Genomic DNA, 19,578 nt, shown 5'->3' on the forward strand with positions numbered 1-19,578 from the left:
TTTGCCTTTTCTAGCCGTCCAGTTCTTTGCCAGTTCCGTCTGTTTGGTGTTTAACCTTGCAACGCATCCCACATTTCCAGATCGCGTTGTGCGGTCCAGATACGAGGGGTGTCTATGCCGCGTGCTTCGTCATAGGCGCGGGCCACGTTGAAGGGCAGGCAATGCTCATAAATCGCATATTCAGCAAACTTAGGGTCACATTCTGCACGAACTGCGTCCCATGCTTCTTTGAGTGTACCACCTTTCGCAGCAACCCGAGCGGCGGGGCGATAAGTGCTTTCTACAAAGTCACGGGTGCTTTCAATTGCCGCATAAACCATCTCGCGGCCAACCAACGCGTCCCCTCGCCCCGGTGCAATTGAGGACGGATCAAAGAATGCAATGTTGTCCAGCGTGTCCCCCCAGTCACCAAAATGTCCGTCACCACAATAGCAGGCAGAATGGTATTCTACGATATCGCCGGTAAACATCACTTCGGCATCCGGCACCCAGACAACTGCATCGCCAGCAGTATGGGCGCGGCCCAATTGCATGATATCGACCCTGCGATTGCCCAGATAGACGGTCATGCTGTCTGAAAAGGTTGTTGTGGGGTAGGTCAGGCCTGGAATGGATTCATGGCCTTCAAACAGCCGCGGAAAGCGCTGAAACTCACTGTCCCAGTCTTCCTGGCCGCGTTCCACGACCATTGATCGCGCAACGTCTGACATGATGATCTGCGATACGCCATAGGCGCTGGCGCCAAGAACTCTGACTGCGTGGTAGTGCGTCAGAACGAGATGGCTGATCGGTTTGTCAGTGACTTTGCGGATCTCCTCGATCACCTTTTTCGCAAGGCGCGGCGTGGCCTGAGCTTCGATCACCATGACGCTGTCATCACCGATGATAACACCTGAATTGGGGTCCCCTTCTGCGGTAAAGGCCCACAGCCCATCGCCCACCTCAGTAAAGCTGGTTTTCTTCTCGCTCATATCGCCTTGTGATGCGAATGCTTTGGCCATCAAGTTGCCCTTTCAAAAAATTCTAAGCGGTTTCATCGGTTAGAGGCGAATGTTCCGCCCATTTCCCATTGCGATTTCAACACAGGATGCCAGACGCCCGCACATTTTAGCACGATACCGATGGACACAGTCTACAACCTGTGATTCCGTCGCCAAATGATCTGGAACAATCGCACATTCCCCTATTGGCTGACGGGCTTCATCGTTCTTGCGGCGGCTGTTATCTTGCTGAGCATGGGCCGTGTGCCCATTTGTGACTGTGGTTATATCAAGTTTTGGCACGGGCAGACGATGAGTTCTGAGAACTCGCAACATCTGTCGGATTGGTACACACCGAGCCACATAATTCATGGAATTTTGTTTTATGCCGCCCTTTGGTTGGTTGCGCGCCGGGTACCAATTGGATGGCGTTTGGTTGTTGCGACGCTGATTGAATGCGCGTGGGAGATACTGGAGAACACCAATGCGGTGATTGAACGGTACCGCGAAGTAACCATATCGCTTGATTACTATGGTGACAGCGTCATCAACTCGGTTGCCGACATTCTTGCGATGTTTGTCGGTTTCTGGCTGGCAGGGCGGCTGCCTGTTTCGCTTAGCATCGCGATTGTGATCGGCTTCGAGGTGTTGACGGCCATTGTAATCCGCGACGGGCTCGCGCTGAATATTATTATGCTGCTCTGGCCGCTTGATGTGATCAGAGATTGGCAAGGCGCGCTCTGACACCGGATATGTCGTTATCGCGGACATCTATGTTTTGGGGGGGAAGTTGATTGCCGGCAGAATTTTACCGGTACATTCACCAAAACCAATCGTGAACCCATCGCCCCGCGCGTGACCTCGCAGCGTCAGCGTGTCACCGTCTTCGATAAAGGTTCTGGTCTCACCCGTATCGAGCGAGATCGGTTCTTTTCCGGCCCAGCTAAGTTCCATCAGAGAGCCATATTCGTCTCTATTGCTGCCCGAAATGGTGCCAGAGCCCAACAAATCACCTGCGTTCATCGCGCAACCGCAGACCGCGTGATGGCACAATTGTTGTGCTGCTGAGTAATACATGCGCGCGTAATTTGTCTGGCAAATCGTGGTTGGTTTTGCGGCACCCTCTGGCTGCATATCAACTTGAAGCGATATGTCATAAAGTCCGGGTTTGTTTTCGGTCAGATAAGGTAGCAGTTCCTTTTCGCGGGGCGGTGTTGGCTTGCGAAATGCCTCCAGTGCCTCTGCGGTTACGATCCATGGGCTTATCGTGGTGCCAAAGGCTTTGCCCTGAAACGGACCAAGCGGCTGATACTCCCACCCCTGAATGTCGCGCGCGGACCAGTCATTGAGCAGCACGTACCCAAAGATCATCGCGTCGGCCTGATCAACTGTGACCGGTTGGCCAAGCGCGGTAGTTGTGCCGACAATGGCCCCCATTTCAAGCTCTATATCAAGCCGTTTGGTCGGGCCAAAGGATGGGATGTCTGCATCCGGGGCCTTGGTTTGGCCAAGGGGGCGGTGAATTTCGGTGCCCGAGACTACGACAGACGACGCACGGCCATTGTAGCCGATAGGAATATGCAACCAGTTCGCCGGTAGGTCAGGGGAGCCGCGCAGGATTGCACCCATATTCTTGGCGTGTTGCATGCCTGCGTAAAAATCCGTGTATTCGGAAACGACCAACGGCAAGTGCAAAGTCGCGTCTTTCATGGGCAGAAGCGCCCGAGCCCGCATTTCCGAGTCAGAGGAAAGCACGTCATCGCCACCCTCTGCCAAAATCTCTGTCAATCGGGCACGCAGTGCTGACCAGTTTTCAGGGCCCGTTTCCATCACTTCGTTCCAGAATGGCAGATCAAGCACTGGTTCGTCGTCGATTGAAATAACGCCTTCTTCTTCCAGATATGCCACATCCAGAATCATATCTCCGATCGCAACTCCGCAGCGGGGCTCTTCATCATACATGCTGAAAACGCCGTAGGGCAGGTTGTTAAGCGGAAATTGGGTTTCTGCCGAATTGGCACTTTCAACCCAGGATTTGAGCAGTCCGGACATAGTGTTCCTTTCAGGCGGCGTCTGGCTGGGCCTCTGGCCGTGCATCGGCAAAGGGTTTCAACGCAAGGCAGCCATCTTCTATTTCAAGAAGACGGGCATATGGTGCAAGGTCAAGACCCCAACGGTGCGCATTATACATCTGCGCGACGATACAGATGTCTGCGAGACTAGGATTTTCGCCTGCCGCAAAGGGTTTGTTAGGCTCTAACAGGGCAGAAAGTGCATCAAATCCGATTTTCATCCAATGGCGCATCCACTCTGCTTTTGCATCTGCAGCTGCGCCAAACTCAGCGCTCAGATGTTGTACCACGCGAAGGTTGTTTACGGGATGAATATCCATCGCGATCGTGTGTGCAATCGCTAGTTCCTTTGCGCGCTTCACTGGATCAGTCACCAACAAGGTGGGTTCTGGCACAAGCGCATCCAGATAATCAATGATCGCAAGCGATTGGGTCAGAACAGTTCCGTCAGGCAATTCCAGTGACGGAACAAGATGCGCCGGGTTTTTCGCAACATAGTCAGGCGCGTGTTGCTGGCCGCCATCCTTGACCAAATCCACCGGAACGGTTTCGTGGTCGATACCCTTCAGGTTCAGCGCAATTCTGACCCGGTAGGCGGCCGTAGACCGCCAATAGCTATAAAGCTTCATTTTTGCCAACTCACTTCAAACCGGGGGTGCCATCGAATTTCTTGTGAATACCGGTCCAGCAGTCGATGTAATCATCCTGCAATGGTGCTTCGGTTGCTGCAAATGGTGTCAGTTGTTGCGGGAAGCGCGTTTCGATCATGAAGGACATGGTGTTGTCGAGCTTTTCAGGCTTGAGGTCAGAGTTTGAGGCACCCTCAAACGCGTTTTCGTCAGGGCCGTGTGGCAACATCATGTTGTGAAGCGACATGCCGCCGGGAACAAAACCTTCGGGTTTTGCGTCATACTGGCCATAGATGTTGCCCATCAGCTCGCTCATGATGTTCTTGTGATACCACGGCGGACGGAAGGTGTTTTCAGCAACCATCCAGCGTTCGCGGAATAACGCAAAGTCGATGTTAGCAGTACCGGGAACACCGGAAGGTGCTGTTAATACAGTAAAAATCGATGGGTCAGGGTGGTCAAACAAAATAGCGCCAACCGGACAATATGTTCTGAGATCATATTTGACCGGTGCGTAGTTGCCGTGCCATGCGACCACATCAAGTGGGCTATGACCGATGTTAGTTTTGTGGAACTGGCCGCACCATTTTACTGTCACTGTTGACGGAACTTCGCGGTCTTCAAATGCCGCCACGGGGGTTTTGAAGTCTCTCCGGTTCGCCATACAGTTTGCACCAATCGGGCCGCGACCTGGTAATTCAAACTTTTGACCGTAATTTTCACAGACGAAACCGCGCGCAGGCCCTTCAAGCAGTTCAACCCGGAACACGAGACCGCGTGGAATAATTGCAATTTCCTTTGGCGCAAGATCGATTGTGCCAAGTTCAGTGTGGAATCGAAGTTTTCCGTCCTGCGGAATAATCAGCATCTCTGAATCAGCCGAGAAGAAGTAATCATCCTCCATAGAGGCGGTAACAAGGTAGATGTGGTTTGCCATTCCAACCTGAGTGTTCACATCGCCAGCGGTAGTCATTGTGTACATGCCGGTGACAAAAGTCAGCGGCGTGTCTGTATGCGGCACCGGATCCCAGCGGTATTGGCCAAGAGAAATGATATCAGGGTCAATGCAGGGCGCTGATTTCCACATCGGCACGTCGATCTTTTCGAATCGATGTGTGTGTTTGACGGACGGGCGAATGCGATAGCACCATGTCCGTTCGTTTTGATGGCTGGGCGCGGTAAACGCGGTCCCGGTCAGCTGCTCACCATAGAGCCCGTAGTTGCATCTTTGTGGGCTGTTCATGCCCTGCGGCAGGGCGTCCGGCAGGGCCTCCGTTTCAAAATCATTCCCAAAACCTGGCATGTAATACGGATCGATACTGCCTTGTGGCGCCGCTGCACGTGTCATTTCGCGTGTGGATTTCTGGACATTCATTCGCGTTTCCTCCCGTCAGGTGACAAGACCAAGCCTGCACAATCATACACTCATTCTGTAATGAAGATGGCGCAAAGTATATCGTTGCAAATGCAACGAAGTCAAGCGGGGAACGATCCTAATCCCATAGATCAGTAGACAAATACTTTAGTCCACTGTCGCAGATTACGATCGCGATGGTCATTCTCGAAAGTTCACCCGCCAGCAATTGTAAAGCGGCCGCCAAATTTGCGCCGCTTGAAAATCCGGCAAAGATTCCTTCTTCCTTTGCCAATGCGCGTGTGGCTTCACGTGCTTCTTCACCAGTTACAATCAGGGTTCCGTCGATGGGCGCGCGTTCCAAGAAAGCCAAATCCGGCATCGCGTATCCGCCACCCTGAATTGGATGATTAAGGCGTGTCAGAGCCTGTTTTGATATAACCGCAGCACCATCCGGTTCAACAATGTATCCACGTATTTCCGGTTTCACTGCTTTAAGCCCCCGGATCGTCCCGGTGTAGGTTCCGCCAGACCCTGCAAAATCTACAAAGGCATCAAGGGTGCCGCCAGACTGCTCCCAAATCTCGGGCGCCGTGCTGTTTGCATATGCGTCCGGATTGCCAAGCCTGTGAAACTGATCCGCGCGAAAGGCACCGCGGTCAACAGTGATCTGCGTGGCCACGTCATCCACCTTTGAGAGGTCCCCGCCCGAAACCTCTCCTGGGATAGAACCTTCACACTGGTCAACCAGAACAACCTCTGCCCCAAGTGCCCCCATCATTCGGGCCCGTTCGGGGGAGTTGCCACGCGACATGACTGCAACGAACGGATATCCTTTGACCGAACAAACAATGGCGAGACCGGTCCCCATATTACCAGAGGTCAGCTCTACCACTGTCTGGCCGGGTTTAAGGCTGCCGTTTCGTTCTGCCTCTTCTACAATTCCCAAGGCGGCACGATCTTTTTTCGAAAAGCCGGGGTTTAAGTAGTCAAGTTTTGCAAGGATGCGTCCGTTCAGACCGCGTGACGCCACGATACGATCCAGCCAGACGGCTGGGGTATTCCCTATAGCCCCGAGTATAGAGTCATGCGCTTGCACCGCACGCTACCCCCAATCAAGAACAACCTTGCCGGATGATCCGCTTTTCATCGCGGCGAAACCTTCGCGAAAATCATCAACATGAAAACGATGCGTGATCACGCCAGAAACATCCAGCCCGTTCTGCAACATGGCGATCATCTTGTACCAGGTTTCAAAAATCTCGCGCCCGTAGACACCTTTGATCGTGATTGCCTTGAAAACGATGCGCGACCAGTCGACCGGGGATTTGCCAGGCGGAATACCAAGAAGCGCGATCCGCCCGCCCATAACGAGCGCTTCGACCATCTGGTCAAGTGCGGCCTGATTGCCGGACATTTCAAGCCCGACATCAAAACCTTGTTTCATCTTAAAAGACTCTATTACGTCTGAAAGTTCCTCTTCCAGCACATTCACCGGGCGTACATCTGCAACGCGGCCGGCCAGTGCAAGACGGTCAGGGTTAACGTCTGTGATCACAACGTGGCGCGCGCCAACATGCCTTGCAACTGCAGCCGCCATAATGCCGATGGGTCCTGCACCGGTGACCAATACATCCTCGCCCACAAGATCAAATGACAAAGCAGTGTGAACAGCATTTCCAAGCGGGTCAAGGATTGCTCCGATGTCATCGGAAATTTCGTCCGGCAGGGGAACAACGTTAAAGGCGGGAAGCCGCAGATATTCAGCGAATGCGCCCTGTTCGTTCACACCAATACCGCGAGTTGCTGGATCAAGGTGAAATTTTCCCGCCCGCGACTGACGGGATGTTTTACCGATAAGATGCCCCTCACCCGAGCAACGCTGGCCGATTGTCAGCCCTTCGACGTTTTTGCCAAGTTCGACAATCTCTCCCGCGAATTCGTGACCTGTGATAAGGGGCACGGGAACGGTTTTGGCCGCCCATTCATCCCAATTCCAGATATGGATATCCGTGCCGCATATTCCTGTTTTATGGATGCGGATCAGAACGTCATCCGGGCCGATCTCCGGAACCGGGTGGTGTTCCATCCAAAGGCCTTCTTCTGGTTTGGCCTTTACCAGAGCCTTCATCATATTCGTCATGACAACACTCCCGTTTTTCGACCCGCCTCCGCAAAAGCATCAAGCGCAAAATCCAGATCGGCCCTTGTTAGAGCCGCATTCATCTGCGTTCTGATCCGTGCACGACCTTTTGGTACCACCGGAAAAAAGAAGCCGGCGACATAGACACCCAGGTCAAATAAGGCGGCGGCCATGTCTTGTGAAAGTCGTGCGTCGCCCAGCATCACCGGAACAATCGGGTGTTCGCCCTGCAAAAGATCAAAACCCAAATCGGTCAAACCGGCACGCCAATAAGCCGTGTTTTCAAAAAGCTGCTGGCGCAGATCATCACCCGCTTCGACCAAGTCGAGCGCTTTGAGGCCTGCCATGACAACAGCCGGCGGCAGAGAGTTTGAAAACAGGTAAGGTCGCGCACGCTGGCGCAACAGGTCAATGACTGGCTGAGGGCCAGCGATGTATCCACCGATAGCTCCGCCAAGCGCCTTGCCCAATGTGCCAGTCAGAATATCAACATCAACGCCGAAATGCGCGGGCATCCCGCGCCCTTGTGGACCCATGACCCCGGTTGCGTGGCAATCGTCGATCAGGACAAGTGCCTCGTATTTTTCCGCAAGTGCGGTGATCTCTGGCAACTTCGCAAGATACCCATCCATCGAAAACACACCGTCGGTGGCAATCATGATGTGGCGCGCACCGCCTTCGCGCGCTTCTTTCAAACGATCCTCGAGTTCGCCCATATTCGAGTTCGCGTAGCGAAACCGCCGTGCTTTGCACAGGCGGATGCCGTCGATGATAGAAGCATGGTTCAGCGAATCTGAAATAACAGCGTCTTCCGGTCCTAAAAGCGGCTCGAATACTGCACCATTCGCGTCAAAACAGGCTGCAAACAGAATGGAATCGTCTTTGCCAAGAAAGCCAGCAAGACGTTGCTCCAACTGTCTGTGAATATCCTTTGTTCCGCAAATGAATCGGACCGACGCCATGCCATAGCCCTGTGCGTCATAGCTGTCTTTTGCAGCTTTAATCAGATCTGCGTTATCTGCCAGACCAAGATAATTGTTTGCGCAGAGGTTCACGACATTTTCACGGGTCTTCCCATTTTGAGACACCGTTATACGCCCGCCCTGGGGCGATGTGATAAGTCGCTCGCGCTTCATCAACCCATCAGCATCGATCTGAGTCAGTGTCTCACGTATCTGGTCTAAGAATCGCTTTGTCATGCTCTGCTCCCTTTGGGTGCTTTCTACCATAATAGCGAACTTATGCAATATAACGGATTTCATTCCGTGATATAGGACAATTCACAGCCGGGCAATTGATTGAGAGTGGGCATTTGCCGACGCATCGAACCATACATTAGAAAAACTAATCTATCGTGCGAATTAATATCGTTTGTTGTCAATCAGGCGGTTGAAATAGCATCTCTGCATAAGCCAAGTTGGCAAGTTTCTTAGTCAGGAGATCAAGATGACACGGCCATCACCAACATTACCCCATGAAACACATAAATTATATCTGACCGATGGCGGCACCGAAACCTGGCTAATGTACAAACGTGGGTTTGACCTGCCGGAGTTTAGCGCATTCCATTTGTTGAACGACGCAACAGCCACCAAGGCGCTACGGTCCTACTACCGCGCATTTGCTGATATCGCAAAAATTCGGAATACCGGGTTCATCTTTGACAGCCTGACTTATAGGGCCAGTCGGGACTGGGGGCATCTGCTCGGATATACGGATAAATCACTGGCCGAAATGAACCGCCGATGTCTTTCGCTTTACCAGGAGGTTGCTGAAGAAGCCGGTTTGAACGCAGAGGATACGGTTTATAGCGGCTGTATCGGGCCCAAGGGCGATGCGTACCAACAAAATAAGACTCTGACGTCAAAAGGTTCTGCGGATTATCACGCGGAGCAAATTGAAACATTCAAGGACGCCGGTTTTAACATTGTCACTGCGCTCACATTAAATTCAACGCAAGAAGCGATTGGCATTGCACAGGCGGCAAAGTCATCCGGTCTGCCTTCTGTAATCTCATTCACGTTGGAAAAGAACCGGCGCCTTAGAAGCGGCGAAACCCTTGGAGAGGCAATCAATCTGGTTGACGATGCCACGGGCAATGCACCAGCGTACTACATGATAAACTGTTCACACCCTTCCGATTTTGGGCCTGCGCTTGCGCAAAAAAAATGGTCAAAGCGCATTCGCGGTATTCGTGCGAATGCCTCTTCTCTTGATCACGGAACATTGTGCCAACTCGGGCACCTGGATGAGGGAAACCCAGATGAGTTGGCGCACCAGTATAGCGACCTGAAAATGAACTACCCGCACATGAACGTTTTCGGTGGGTGCTGCGGCACTGATTACACACATATGGAAAAGATCTGCAAAGCTCTGGAAAAAGCCCGATAGCGTCCTCAGTGCAACGGAACCGCTACGCAGGTGCCAACTCGTCATTTGCTACTTAAATACGAAAAAATAGAGCCTAACTATGCCTGTTGGTCGTATGGATTGTTCGTTTTAAGCATTCTGGACAGTCAAAAATGCACGGGCAGGACCATCAAGCGCCTCAATCCTGTGGGTGCAGTCCGCGGCGTAATGTCCGGTATCGTCTTCGTTCAATATTTCACTGACCTCGCCCGAGGTCACGCGGACTTTTCCAGAAACAACGGTTAACGCTTCACGCGCACCCTGGGCATGTGGCTGGCTATCAAGAACGCCACCAATCTCGAACCGTAAATCGTAAACCTCGTGCCGCCCCGCGTCTTCGGGGGGCGATAGTATGCGAATACGGCACCCTTCGCCGCGTTGCACAATTGTCGGAGTCTGATCTGCACGGATCACTTCGATCTGATCAACCGTATCGCCTCCCTCAAGAAGCCCTGCAAAATCCACCTGTAGCGCCTGTGTCAGGTTCCAGAGCGTTGCAACCGTTGGCGAAGACTCGCCTCTTTCAATCTGACTGACCATCGACCGGGACACGCCGGACAGTTTCGAAACGGCTTCCAGCGACAACCCCTTCGAGCGGCGGGTTTCTTTCAGCCGCATCGCAAGACGATCGAGTATTTCGGTGCTTTCAGACATAACCGGACCCTGCGCTGTGCGCCCTCTATGTGTCAATCACTTGAATCAGGCGTGGAAACATGCAGTCATATTAGATGCAATGAAATAAGGGCTGGATGATGACCGAATTTGTTCTGGACAGTTTTTTACCCTACCAGCTTGCAGTGGCGTCCTCGCGCGCCAGCCGTATGTTTTCGGCTCTATACAGGCAGAAATATAATATTTCCGTACCGGAATGGCGGGTTGTTGCGCATCTTTCGCAGGCTGGTGCTGTCAGCGTACGGGAAATTCACAATCGGGTTGATATGGACAAATCCAAGGTAAGCCGGGCCGCAAGCCGTCTAGAGGCGTCCGGCTATGTCACGAAACGCGTGAACAAAACCGACCGCAGGCTCGTTGAACTGGCGCTGACAGATAAGGGGCGCAGTATGATTGACGATATCGCACCGATGGCGCGCGCCTATGAGGACGACGCAATGCAAAGCCTGGGCGATGACGCAGGAACGTTTCGAGCTCTGCTTAAACGATTTCTGGACAATACAGAAAATTGTGACCGCTTGTGACGGAACGTCATGCTGCGCAGACGTGGTGCTTGGCGTTAGACTACCATCAAAATTTCGATGAGGAACACCCATGACTGATATTGTGATACTTGATGGCGCACGCACGGCAATTGGCACCTTTGGCGGATCACTCGCTGGTACACCCCCCATCGAGCTTGGAACGATTGCTGCGAAAGCGGCGATGGAGCGCGCCGGGGTTGACGGCAAGCAGATCGGTCATGTGGTTTTCGGCCACATCATCAATACCGAACCCCGCGATATGTACTTGTCTCGCGTCGCGGCGATGCAGGCAGGTGTACCGGAAAGCACCCCGGCGATGAACGTTAACCGGCTTTGTGGTTCTGGCGTGCAGGCAATTACTTCTGCGGCGCAGGCGCTTGCAGACGGGGATGCAGATTTTGCTCTGGCCGGCGGTGCTGAATGCATGAGCCGTTCTCCCTACATCATGCCCGCCGCGCGATGGGGGCAAAAAATGGGCAATGTGGTATCGCAGGACATGATGCTTGGTACATTGCAATGCCCCTTTGGCACCGGCCACATGGGCGTAACCGCCGAGAATGTCGCCTCCGAGCACCAGGTCAGCCGCGAGATGCAGGACGCCTTTGCACTGGAAAGCCAGCGGCGTGCAGCAACTGCAATTAAAGCAGGGCATTTCAAATCTCAGATCGCAACGGTCGAAGTACGCGCCGGGCGGGAAATGATAGACTTCGACACAGATGAACACCCCAAAGAAACCAGCGCAGAAGCTTTGGCTGGCTTACGCACCGCTTTCCAGAAAAACGGCTCTGTTACCGCCGGAAATGCCTCTGGTATTAACGATGGCGCAGGCGTGGTTATCCTTGCGCGGGCCGATGCGGCAGAGCGTGCGGGTTTGCGCCCAAAGGCGCGGATCATCGGGTATGCCCACGCGGGTGTGCGACCCGAAGTTATGGGCGTTGGGCCAATTCCGGCGGTTGAAAAGCTGCTCAAGAAAACGGGCCTCACCGTAGATGATTTTGACCTGATTGAATCCAACGAAGCTTTTGCTGCGCAGGCGCTTGCCGTCAGCAACGCGCTTGGCTTTGACCCGGCAAAGGTCAACCCAAATGGTGGCGCGATTGCTTTGGGTCACCCGGTGGGTGCGACGGGTGCCATTTTAACCGTTAAAGCCCTCTATGAGCTGGAGCGGATAAGCGGAAACAAAGCATTGATCACGATGTGCATTGGCGGCGGCCAGGGCATTGCCTTGGCGATAGAGCGACTTTGATCTGCTTGCGCTGGTCTATCTGAGGGAAATATCCGCCCGTGCTGCCTGACCTTCGGCATCAATAACGGAAAGATGTAAAAAGCCGGGGCCCGCCAGCGGTATCTGGGATTGTCTTTCGTAGGTCGACACAACAACGGGCTGGCCGTTCATCAACCATGTGAAGGGTGCAAGGCCATTGCGGACCTTCACGACCAAAGTGTCAGATAAATCAAGCACCGCGCCGTCTGGTGGAAAGGCGAGCTTTGGTGCGTTGTTGTCAGGCTCAAAGACAGCGGTTCGGCTGCGGAACCGTTGCAAGGGTTGTGGCAGGTCTGCATTGCCGACGATCAGCGTTGCGGGTGGTGGTGGCGGGAGCGGGGCCAGCTCTGGCTTCAGACGCGCAAATGCATCAAACAGCAATGGGGCTGCAAGATCTCCGCCAAACACTCCGGGGACAGGTGTTCCGTCAGGGCGACCAAACCAAACACCAATCACATGTTTACCATCATAACCAATGGCCCATGCGTCCCGGTGGCCGTAAGAGGTGCCTGTCTTGTAGGCAAGCCTGTTGCGCGGCGCATTCGGCGGAGGGGCAAGACCCGAGAGTATGTTTCCCACCTGCCACGCGGCCTCGGGTGACGTCACATTTGCATTGTTTTCAGCCTGAATAGAGCCTGTTTTCCAACGCAATGGCTGCGACATACCGCCATTCGCAAGGGCACCGTAAAGCTGCACCATGTCCGTCAGGGTGATCCCGACCCCACCCAGAGCAACAGCAAGTCCTGGTTGACCGCCAGGGACGACTGGCGTGGCACCCGAGCGACGCAAACGCGCCATCAAATGCGCGGGTCCCAACGCCTCTGTCAGCGTCACCACGGGGATATTGAGGGACTGCTGAAGCGCATCACGCACCCTCAGTGTCCCGCGAAACGCCCCATCAAAATTTTGTGGCATATAGCTGCCAAAGGCTGTCGGGCGATCGTCGATCAGTGTTTCCGGATGCGCGAGCCCTTGCTCAAACGCGAGAGCATAAACAAGCGGTTTAAGGGTGGAGCCCGGAGAACGCAGTGCCTGCGTCATATCGACAAATCCCTGCCGACCGTCGGCGCGGTACGAAGCCGACCCAACCGAGGCGAGGATTTCGCCAGTTTGATGATCTGCAACCAGCATTGCAACAGACAGACGGTCGCCATGCCCGGCCACTGCATCACTGGCGAGTTTTTCCAAGGAAGATTGTAGCGCGGCATCAAGTGTCAGATCGTGACGATTCTGCTGGGAATTCTCCGCAATAGCGCGATCCGCAATATGGGGGGCCAAGGCAGGAAAACTACGCCTTTCCGCCGGAACAGACTCCGTTTTTGCGGCAATTACGTCGCCAGCATCCAATATTCCAGCGCGACTCATGCGCTCCAAAACACGATCCCGAGCAACTGTTGCACGACCTTGGTAACGGTCTGGCCTACGTGTTTCCGGGGCCTGAGGCAAAGCGATCAACACCGCAGCTTGAGCCGGGGTTAACCGACGCGGATCTTTACCAAAATATGCGCGTGTTGCCGCGCGCAATCCTTCCAGATTTCCGCCAAACGGTGCTCGATTGAGATAAAGCGTCAATATCTGCTCTTTTGTGAGCTGTCTTTCCAGGGCCAGTGCGACCCTGATCTGGCGCAGCTTTCCGGCCCAATGGCCGGTACCACTATCTTCCAGCAAACGCGCAACCTGCATGGTCAGTGTGGAGCCGCCTGAAACCACCCGCCCATTCCATATGGCTTGCCCTAGCGCGCGCAGCATGGCACGCAAATCAACGCCGGAATGCTGGAAGAACCTTTTATCCTCAAACGCGATAAGCATCTGAAGGTAGCCGGGGTCTGTTCCGTCAAGCGTGGTCGCCAACCGCCAGCGCCCATCGGCAACGGTATATGCCCGCAACAATGTTCCGTCGCGCGCCAGAACCTCGACCGATGTTTCCGTCAGCAAAACTGGCAGTTCTGTCGCGTTCACCCAGCGATCAAATTCATCGCGAACGGCAGCCGTAATCAACAACCCCGCAACCAGCAGGAAGATGCCAAAGCGGCGTATCATTCAACAACCTTGATCTGCCCCGCAGCAGTGCGGGCGCGGAACGCTGGGCGATACATATCTTCAACGCTTGCCGCCGGATGGTGGAATGAGCCCGGTGAAATCGCTCGGACGATATAGGCAAGCCGGAAAGGCTTATCGCTGCGCCAGTCAACAGCGGCAAGAAAACGATCTTGCCGAAACTCCGTAGTTTCCACGTCCTCATGCAATTCCAACCACTCAAGTGCGCCGATATCACCCCCACGCATCAGGTTCGGGTTATCAATTTCAAACCCAGCCGGAAGCGGGTCATTGACCATCAGGCGTGCCTCGATTTTCGCGAAGGGTGAGACCTTGATAACAGTCACAAGACGCGTCCCGACAGGAACACGATCTGGCGCTACTTCAGCACCATCTAAGGTGTAATAGAGCCTTTCTATAGCATACCCATTGCCGCCCGCCGGCTCTGGTTCCGAGGGGATACCAAAGGTAGTTACCGTAACTGTGGCTTCATTTTCACTACCGTTACGGATTTCAAGTGAACCGGTATTTGTCTGGCTCTCGAGAACACGCACAAGTGGGCCATCAACCGATTCACCGCTCACCGTGAAGCCCTGCATCTGCGGAGACTGGATCAGGGCGTTTGCCGCCAGAAGGGTCCACATCGCCTCTTGCGTTGATCGGTTGCGAGAACCCTGCAAAGGCGCAATTCGATCCGCAAGCGTGGCACGATCAATCACCTCTGTCCCGGCCTCAACCGCAAGGGTCAACACCGCAGCCGCATCGCGCAGGTTGGTGCCATAATCGGTGCGCCAAAGCTGCGCGGTCTCGTCACCCATCCGGCTGGCCATCAGGCGCGCAGCGCGGGCAAACATTGCATCTGCGCGAGTCTGGTCACCATAGCTTGCCAATGCCGCAGCAAGCTGCGCGGCGGCAAGCGGCGTGGAAAAGGCATCGCCTTTTACATCGGCGTAGTAACGCAAGTCGCCCGTGGCTGCGGCCCCTTCGCGTGCCAAAACAAAGAGCGCATAGGCAATCTCTTGCCCGCCCTCATCAAAATCAGGGGCGTAGTTGACCTGATTTCGCAGATTATTCAGGGCCTGCCGGAACGCCAGATCAGGAACGGTAAAGCCCTGCGTTCGGGCGCGACCCAGGAAGTCTGTGACATAAGCATCAAGCCAGAAGTCACCTGTATCTGCGCGCCACAGGCCAAACGCCCCATTCGAGGATTGGTTGGTCAGAACCTCTGCAATCGCCTGATTAATGCGCAAGGCAACCTGATCACGCGTTGCAAGGCCCATCACCTCTGCAACCTGATCGAAATACAGCAGCGGCAGCGCTCGCGATGTGACCTGTTCGGTACAGCCATAGGGGTAACGATCAAGCGCCTGCAAAAGACCCGGCGCATCGAACCGTGCAAGCGGGCCAACTGAAAGGGTTGCAGTGCCAGTTCCGGAACGCAGATCAGCAAAAACATCCGCATCAAAGCTGAAACTTTTCCCCGCAGCGAGTGTAAACCGGCTGGTGCGCGCGATCTCAGGATCGCCAATTTGCACCGGAATAGTGACTGTTTTGGTGAGCTGCCGACCATCGGGTGTGGTTAGCGCAATGTTGATCGTTTGCAGGCCAACATCCCCTGCCGTGACGGGTACGGAAACTGTGAATTTGCCTTGGTCACCGATATCAAAGCCCGATGGAAGCGTGCCAAGCGTTACCCCATCTGCCGTTACATCAAGCCCAACCCGACCGGATGGCCCGGTGGCATGCACCACTTCCAATAGCATCCGGGTCTCATCCCCCGGCGACAGGAACCGGGGCAAACTGGCGGTAACTACAACCGGATCGCGCACCAGAATGTCTGCCTCTGCCTGACCCACGCCAGTGCCCGACCAGACCACAGCCATCAGCCGAACGGTGCCATTGAACGACGGCATGTCAAAGCTGGTGCGCGCAATACCATCTGCGCCAACCGTGACCGAGCCGGAGAAGTAGGCAACGAGTTCCTCAGTCGGCGGCGGGGATTGCAGCCGGCCTTGCGCACCAGCGTCTCCACCAGAGCGCACGGTGCCCATTGCCCCATTCATTCCGTCAATCAGGCGGCCATAAAGATCACGCATTCCCATGCCCAGCTTGCGCTGACCAAAGTAGTGATCCGATGGGTCCGGGCTTTCAAAGGCTGTGAGATTGAGGATGCCAACATCTACAGCGGCAATTGTCGCATAAGCGGTTTCGCCCGGAGAAATCTCGTCAACTTTCAAGGCGACATCAAGCGCAGACCGCGGAGCAGATTCTGCCGGAACATCGAACGATGCAGTAAGCTTGTGCAGCCCCGGATCAACTGGTGCATACGAAAGGCCCAGCGCGCGGGCAGGGTTATGCCCTACTGCAACATCCATCGGGCGAATGACTGTAGCGGTGACGTAAGCCCCGGCACCCCAGTCATCCGTCACCGTAAGCGGGATCAGGTTTTCACCCTCAGACACCTCGACCGTCTGCATATCAATAAGGCGGTTTGAAACGACCGTGATCAGCGCCTTTCCCGCATATCGTGGCACAACACGCAAAGTCGCGGTCTCACCGCTTGCGTAAGCTGGTTTGTCTAGCGACACGGCCAGCGTATCAGGTGTGGCCGACGCATCTGCCGGTGCGTACCAGCCCGCGTAAAAGTCTGTAGAGCTGGCAGTATAGTCACTGCCAAGGCGTTCTACTTTAACTTCATAGCGACCCCATTCGACTGGTGCGCTAATCTCAAGCGGGGTGCCGTTCAGGTCAGCCTCACCACTTGCCACACGACTACGTGTAACCGTTGGCTCCCAGTTCCAGTTGCCGTAAAGTCGATACCACTGATAGTGTGTTTCGACCCGGTTGATTGACCAGCGTACCCGCATTGGGGTTGGGGTTTCTGTTTCATCAATAGCGATCACATTAAAATGGGCTTTGCTGCCTTCGGCGACAACGCCGTCAAACAAGGGCTTGATCCCAATAAGCGAGCTTGCAGGGGCAAGGCGTTGTGTCAGTTCACGCTCTACCGGGCGACCGGACCCTTCGGCCACACGCACGGTCAGACGTGCCTCAAGTGGGCGATCAATCACGCCTTCGAACTGTGGAAAGGTCACTGGCAGCATCGCGCGGCCAGCGGCATCTGTGCGCTGCCCGAATGGCAGAACATCTATCTGTGGTTCGAACCTCTGGTCATATCGGCCAAAGACATACCCGGGAAAGTCGGGCAGCCCGTTTGTTGCACGGACCAGAACTTCGCCTTCAACAGGCAATTCCGCGCCGGGTGCCCCGAACAGGTATCGCGCATCAACAGTCAGTGCTGGCTGATCGCTTAGACGCAACGGCGTGTCGGGGAGTGCGAGGATAAAGTCGATCCGCTCTGGCAAAAGATCCTCAACCAGAAAACTGGTGCGGGTCAGCGCCGGCGCATCCGGATCAGCGTAAAGCGCCAGTCGCCAGGTGCCTCGTGGTGCCGAAGGAATGATGGGCAGGTCGAAAACATGGCCTCCTGCCTGTGCATCGGTCGAGGTTTCACGGCTGTATTCCACACCATCGGGGCGGGTCAGTACCGCGGTTAGCGGCAGACCAGAAAGCGCCTCTGCCTTTCCATCACGCGCTAGTGCAGTCGCATGCACTGTTTCACCAGCGCGGTAGGCGCCCCTGTCAGTCGTTACAAAAACATCGATGGCCCCGGCAGGTGCACGGCCTTCGACCCCGCGATCCGAGAGGTCAAACTCTGGGTCAGTCAGCGACAGAAACGCAATGTCTGTTTTCCCGTCTGCCACTGTCAAAAGTGCCGGAGCAGACGCGCCGCGCCCGCTGATCAGACCCTCTGCGAAATGCGCATAGCCACGCGCATCGGTCATAGTCTCAGCCAATACCGCGTTCGCACGTGAAAGCAGGGTGACGGCTGTGCCTTCTTTTGGCGCAGCGCTTCCCAGGCTTCGCACAAAGACATGCAGCCCATCTGCACCGCTCAGCGTGGCAATTCCAAGGTCAGAAAGAACAAACCATTGCGTCGCTGTAGGCGTATCACTGTCGGAACCCGGAACTGACGCACGCAGGGTATAAATGCCCGCTGGCAACTCCCCGATAACATCGCCCATTGGCAGGCGCGTGGTCATATCCTGATTGAGCGTCATCTCAACGCTGCCAGTACCCTGCCATATCTGTTCGGCAATATCAGAACTGAAGTTCTGTTCCTGCCAATAATTCATCGGACGGCCAAAGTAATTGTCCTGAATGGCACGCAGAAGGTTACGATCACTCACTCGGCTGAGTGTCAGATCAACAGTATCAACGTTGACCGATTCAATTGGCAGAGCAGCATCGCCAGACTTTGGCAATACGTAGGCTCTACCTGAGAACCTAACAGCAGGGCTGCGATCGCGAACGTAAAGGTTCAGTTCAACCGATTTGCTAAGCGCTTCGCCACTGGCGGCAGGCAGTCCTTCACGGAACTGAACGCGGTAGCGGCTGCCATGTTCGACACCCTCTATGCAAATCTGTTGCCCGTTCTGTTCAACGGTCATCCCAGCTTCAGGCAATTGCACATAAGGTGAATAATCTAACCCAGCCTGCACCAGATCTTCGGAAAACACAGCGCAGATCCGCGGGGTTGCGGCGTCGCTGTCAACGGTGTGCTCTGTGATGCGGAAACCATATTTGCCAATTGCGTCTTCCAGCGCGGCTTGTGTTTCGTCCCGTGGCTGCGTGGCCTGTGCAAGCCTTAGAGCCGGGATCATATCACGCCCACGATTCTGTCTTTCAAGTGCTTGCGCCAGGACAGTCAGTGCAGAAACCTGTTCTGCTGTGGTCGATGCCCGCAGATAGCTATTGACCGATGCTGACACTGCACGAGCGTTATAGGTATAGCTTTGGTCGCGATCCTCTGTCGCCAGTTGAAGCGCAAAGCGCGCATACTCGGCCCATTGATCAGGTGCATCAGTCAGGTTAAGCGCAGCACCGGTAAACCATAATGCGTTTCGTGTTTCACCCGCTGCGGCGCGGGTACGGGCGGCATTCAGATGTGCCTTTGCGGTCCATTCGCCAGTCACATGCAAACCAGCCAGCTCCCTTGCCAGTGAACGCGCGGCCGCTAGATCATTCTCATTCAAAAACCCAAGCGAAGCCTGTCGCGTTGCGGCGGTTGCTAAAACAGTGGTGTCTGTCCGCAAAACCCGACCCGAAACCGCACCTTCATAAGGCTGCGCCTCGGTCACCGTGCTTTTTGGAAAGCAAGCATTCGAGCGTGTGTTGAAGGTAAAAGCGCTGCAATCTTTGTTCGAGAGGCAAATGCGCTGACAGGCCTCCAGCGTTGTATCAAAAATATTCTGCAGGTCTGAGCCATAGAAATCCAGATCGCGGGTCAATGTAAGACGCCTTTCAGGCATAGCACTTTCGGCCCAAAGCGTGGTGGCTGAAAAGAATAGAACAACAAATGAATTGAAAATAAAACGCATCGGACACCTCCTCGGCTTTCGATCAATGGTCGCACGGCTACAGCGGGTTTGGC

At 54.7% G+C, this 19,578-nt stretch carries 14 protein-coding genes; 4 read left to right on the top strand and 10 right to left on the bottom strand.

Annotated elements, in window-relative coordinates; translation table 11 throughout:
• Positions 1-50 precede the first annotated feature (50 nt).
• On the bottom strand, positions 51-1,001 hold the full coding sequence (locus MWU63_RS14510) for an MBL fold metallo-hydrolase (RefSeq protein ID WP_213890502.1): 951 nt from the start codon (positions 999-1,001) through the stop codon (positions 51-53).
• Positions 1,002-1,157: 156 nt separating this feature from the next.
• Between MWU63_RS14510 and MWU63_RS14515 the strand changes: the two genes are divergently transcribed.
• Positions 1,158-1,724 (top strand): DUF2585 domain-containing protein, encoded by a 567-nt coding sequence (locus MWU63_RS14515; RefSeq protein WP_213890503.1) that lies wholly within the window; start codon positions 1,158-1,160, stop codon positions 1,722-1,724.
• Positions 1,725-1,751: 27 nt separating this feature from the next.
• Here MWU63_RS14515 and fahA read toward each other — a convergent pair whose 3' ends face one another.
• From fahA to MWU63_RS14545, 6 genes are all read right to left on the bottom strand, one after another.
• Positions 1,752-3,032 carry a fumarylacetoacetase gene (gene fahA, locus MWU63_RS14520; protein ID WP_213890504.1) on the bottom strand — a complete coding sequence of 427 codons (1,281 nt, stop codon included), beginning with the start codon at positions 3,030-3,032 and terminating at the stop codon, positions 1,752-1,754.
• Positions 3,033-3,042: 10 nt separating this feature from the next.
• Entirely contained in the window at positions 3,043-3,681 is a 639-nt protein-coding gene (maiA, locus tag MWU63_RS14525; RefSeq protein ID WP_213890505.1) for a maleylacetoacetate isomerase, read from the bottom strand.
• Between the two features lie 10 nt (positions 3,682-3,691).
• Positions 3,692-5,029, bottom strand: a complete 1,338-nt coding sequence (gene hmgA, locus MWU63_RS14530) for a homogentisate 1,2-dioxygenase (RefSeq protein WP_246531788.1) — start codon at positions 5,027-5,029, stop codon at positions 3,692-3,694.
• Between the two features lie 145 nt (positions 5,030-5,174).
• The gene (locus tag MWU63_RS14535) at positions 5,175-6,134 is read right to left on the bottom strand and encodes a cysteine synthase family protein (protein WP_247078509.1); all 960 of its coding nucleotides are present in this window, start codon (positions 6,132-6,134) and stop codon (positions 5,175-5,177) included.
• A gap of 6 nt (positions 6,135-6,140) precedes the next feature.
• Entirely contained in the window at positions 6,141-7,178 is a 1,038-nt protein-coding gene (tdh, locus tag MWU63_RS14540; protein WP_213890508.1) for an L-threonine 3-dehydrogenase, read from the bottom strand.
• Positions 7,175-8,377, bottom strand: a complete 1,203-nt coding sequence (locus tag MWU63_RS14545) for a glycine C-acetyltransferase (RefSeq protein ID WP_247078511.1) — start codon at positions 8,375-8,377, stop codon at positions 7,175-7,177. Before MWU63_RS14545 ends, tdh begins: the two co-directional genes overlap by 4 nt.
• Before the next feature lie 247 nt (positions 8,378-8,624).
• Here MWU63_RS14545 and MWU63_RS14550 point away from each other — a divergent pair, with 247 nt between their 5' ends.
• Entirely contained in the window at positions 8,625-9,569 is a 945-nt protein-coding gene (locus MWU63_RS14550) for a homocysteine S-methyltransferase family protein (RefSeq protein WP_213890510.1), read from the top strand.
• Positions 9,570-9,677: 108 nt separating this feature from the next.
• Here MWU63_RS14550 and MWU63_RS14555 read toward each other — a convergent pair whose 3' ends face one another.
• Positions 9,678-10,241 (bottom strand): XRE family transcriptional regulator, encoded by a 564-nt coding sequence (locus MWU63_RS14555; protein ID WP_213890511.1) that lies wholly within the window; start codon positions 10,239-10,241, stop codon positions 9,678-9,680.
• 95 nt (positions 10,242-10,336) lie between these two features.
• Here MWU63_RS14555 and MWU63_RS14560 point away from each other — a divergent pair, with 95 nt between their 5' ends.
• Together MWU63_RS14560 and MWU63_RS14565 are read left to right on the top strand one after the other, a co-directional pair.
• Positions 10,337-10,783, top strand: coding sequence for a MarR family winged helix-turn-helix transcriptional regulator (locus MWU63_RS14560; RefSeq protein ID WP_213890512.1), 447 nt, complete (start codon positions 10,337-10,339; stop codon positions 10,781-10,783).
• A 70-nt stretch (positions 10,784-10,853) separates the two neighbouring features.
• A complete protein-coding gene (locus MWU63_RS14565; RefSeq protein ID WP_213890513.1) occupies positions 10,854-12,029 on the top strand; it encodes an acetyl-CoA C-acyltransferase family protein in 1,176 nt (391 codons plus the stop codon).
• Between the two features lie 15 nt (positions 12,030-12,044).
• Here the strand turns inward: MWU63_RS14565 and pbpC are convergent, their stop codons facing one another.
• Both pbpC and MWU63_RS14575 read right to left on the bottom strand, forming a co-directional pair.
• Entirely contained in the window at positions 12,045-14,087 is a 2,043-nt protein-coding gene (gene pbpC, locus MWU63_RS14570) for a penicillin-binding protein 1C (RefSeq protein ID WP_213890514.1), read from the bottom strand.
• Entirely contained in the window at positions 14,084-19,525 is a 5,442-nt protein-coding gene (locus MWU63_RS14575) for an alpha-2-macroglobulin family protein (RefSeq protein ID WP_247078513.1), read from the bottom strand. Before MWU63_RS14575 ends, pbpC begins: the two co-directional genes overlap by 4 nt.
• Positions 19,526-19,578 lie beyond the last annotated feature (53 nt).

Origin of the sequence: Pseudohalocynthiibacter sp. F2068 (genome assembly GCF_023015645.1) — a bacterium.
GTDB classification, from domain to species: domain Bacteria; phylum Pseudomonadota; class Alphaproteobacteria; order Rhodobacterales; family Rhodobacteraceae; genus Pseudohalocynthiibacter; species Pseudohalocynthiibacter aestuariivivens.

Excerpts from the sequence above, each read along its gene's own strand:
- MWU63_RS14555 (WP_213890511.1), bottom strand. The coding sequence starts at position 10,241 with ATGTCTGAAAGCACCGAAATACTCGATCGTCTTGCGATGCGGCTGAAA.
- MWU63_RS14515 (WP_213890503.1), top strand. The coding sequence starts at position 1,158 with ATGATCTGGAACAATCGCACATTCCCCTATTGGCTGACGGGCTTCATC.
- MWU63_RS14545 (WP_247078511.1), bottom strand. The coding sequence starts at position 8,377 with ATGACAAAGCGATTCTTAGACCAGATACGTGAGACACTGACTCAGATC.
- fahA (WP_213890504.1), bottom strand. The coding sequence starts at position 3,032 with ATGTCCGGACTGCTCAAATCCTGGGTTGAAAGTGCCAATTCGGCAGAA.
- tdh (WP_213890508.1), bottom strand. The coding sequence starts at position 7,178 with ATGACGAATATGATGAAGGCTCTGGTAAAGGCCAAACCAGAAGAAGGC.
- maiA (WP_213890505.1), bottom strand. The coding sequence starts at position 3,681 with ATGAAGCTTTATAGCTATTGGCGGTCTACGGCCGCCTACCGGGTCAGA.
- MWU63_RS14550 (WP_213890510.1), top strand. The coding sequence starts at position 8,625 with ATGACACGGCCATCACCAACATTACCCCATGAAACACATAAATTATAT.
- MWU63_RS14560 (WP_213890512.1), top strand. The coding sequence starts at position 10,337 with ATGATGACCGAATTTGTTCTGGACAGTTTTTTACCCTACCAGCTTGCA.
- MWU63_RS14575 (WP_247078513.1), bottom strand. The coding sequence starts at position 19,525 with ATGCGTTTTATTTTCAATTCATTTGTTGTTCTATTCTTTTCAGCCACC.
- pbpC (WP_213890514.1), bottom strand. The coding sequence starts at position 14,087 with ATGATACGCCGCTTTGGCATCTTCCTGCTGGTTGCGGGGTTGTTGATT.
- MWU63_RS14510 (WP_213890502.1), bottom strand. The coding sequence starts at position 1,001 with ATGGCCAAAGCATTCGCATCACAAGGCGATATGAGCGAGAAGAAAACC.
- hmgA (WP_246531788.1), bottom strand. The coding sequence starts at position 5,029 with ATGACACGTGCAGCGGCGCCACAAGGCAGTATCGATCCGTATTACATG.
- MWU63_RS14565 (WP_213890513.1), top strand. The coding sequence starts at position 10,854 with ATGACTGATATTGTGATACTTGATGGCGCACGCACGGCAATTGGCACC.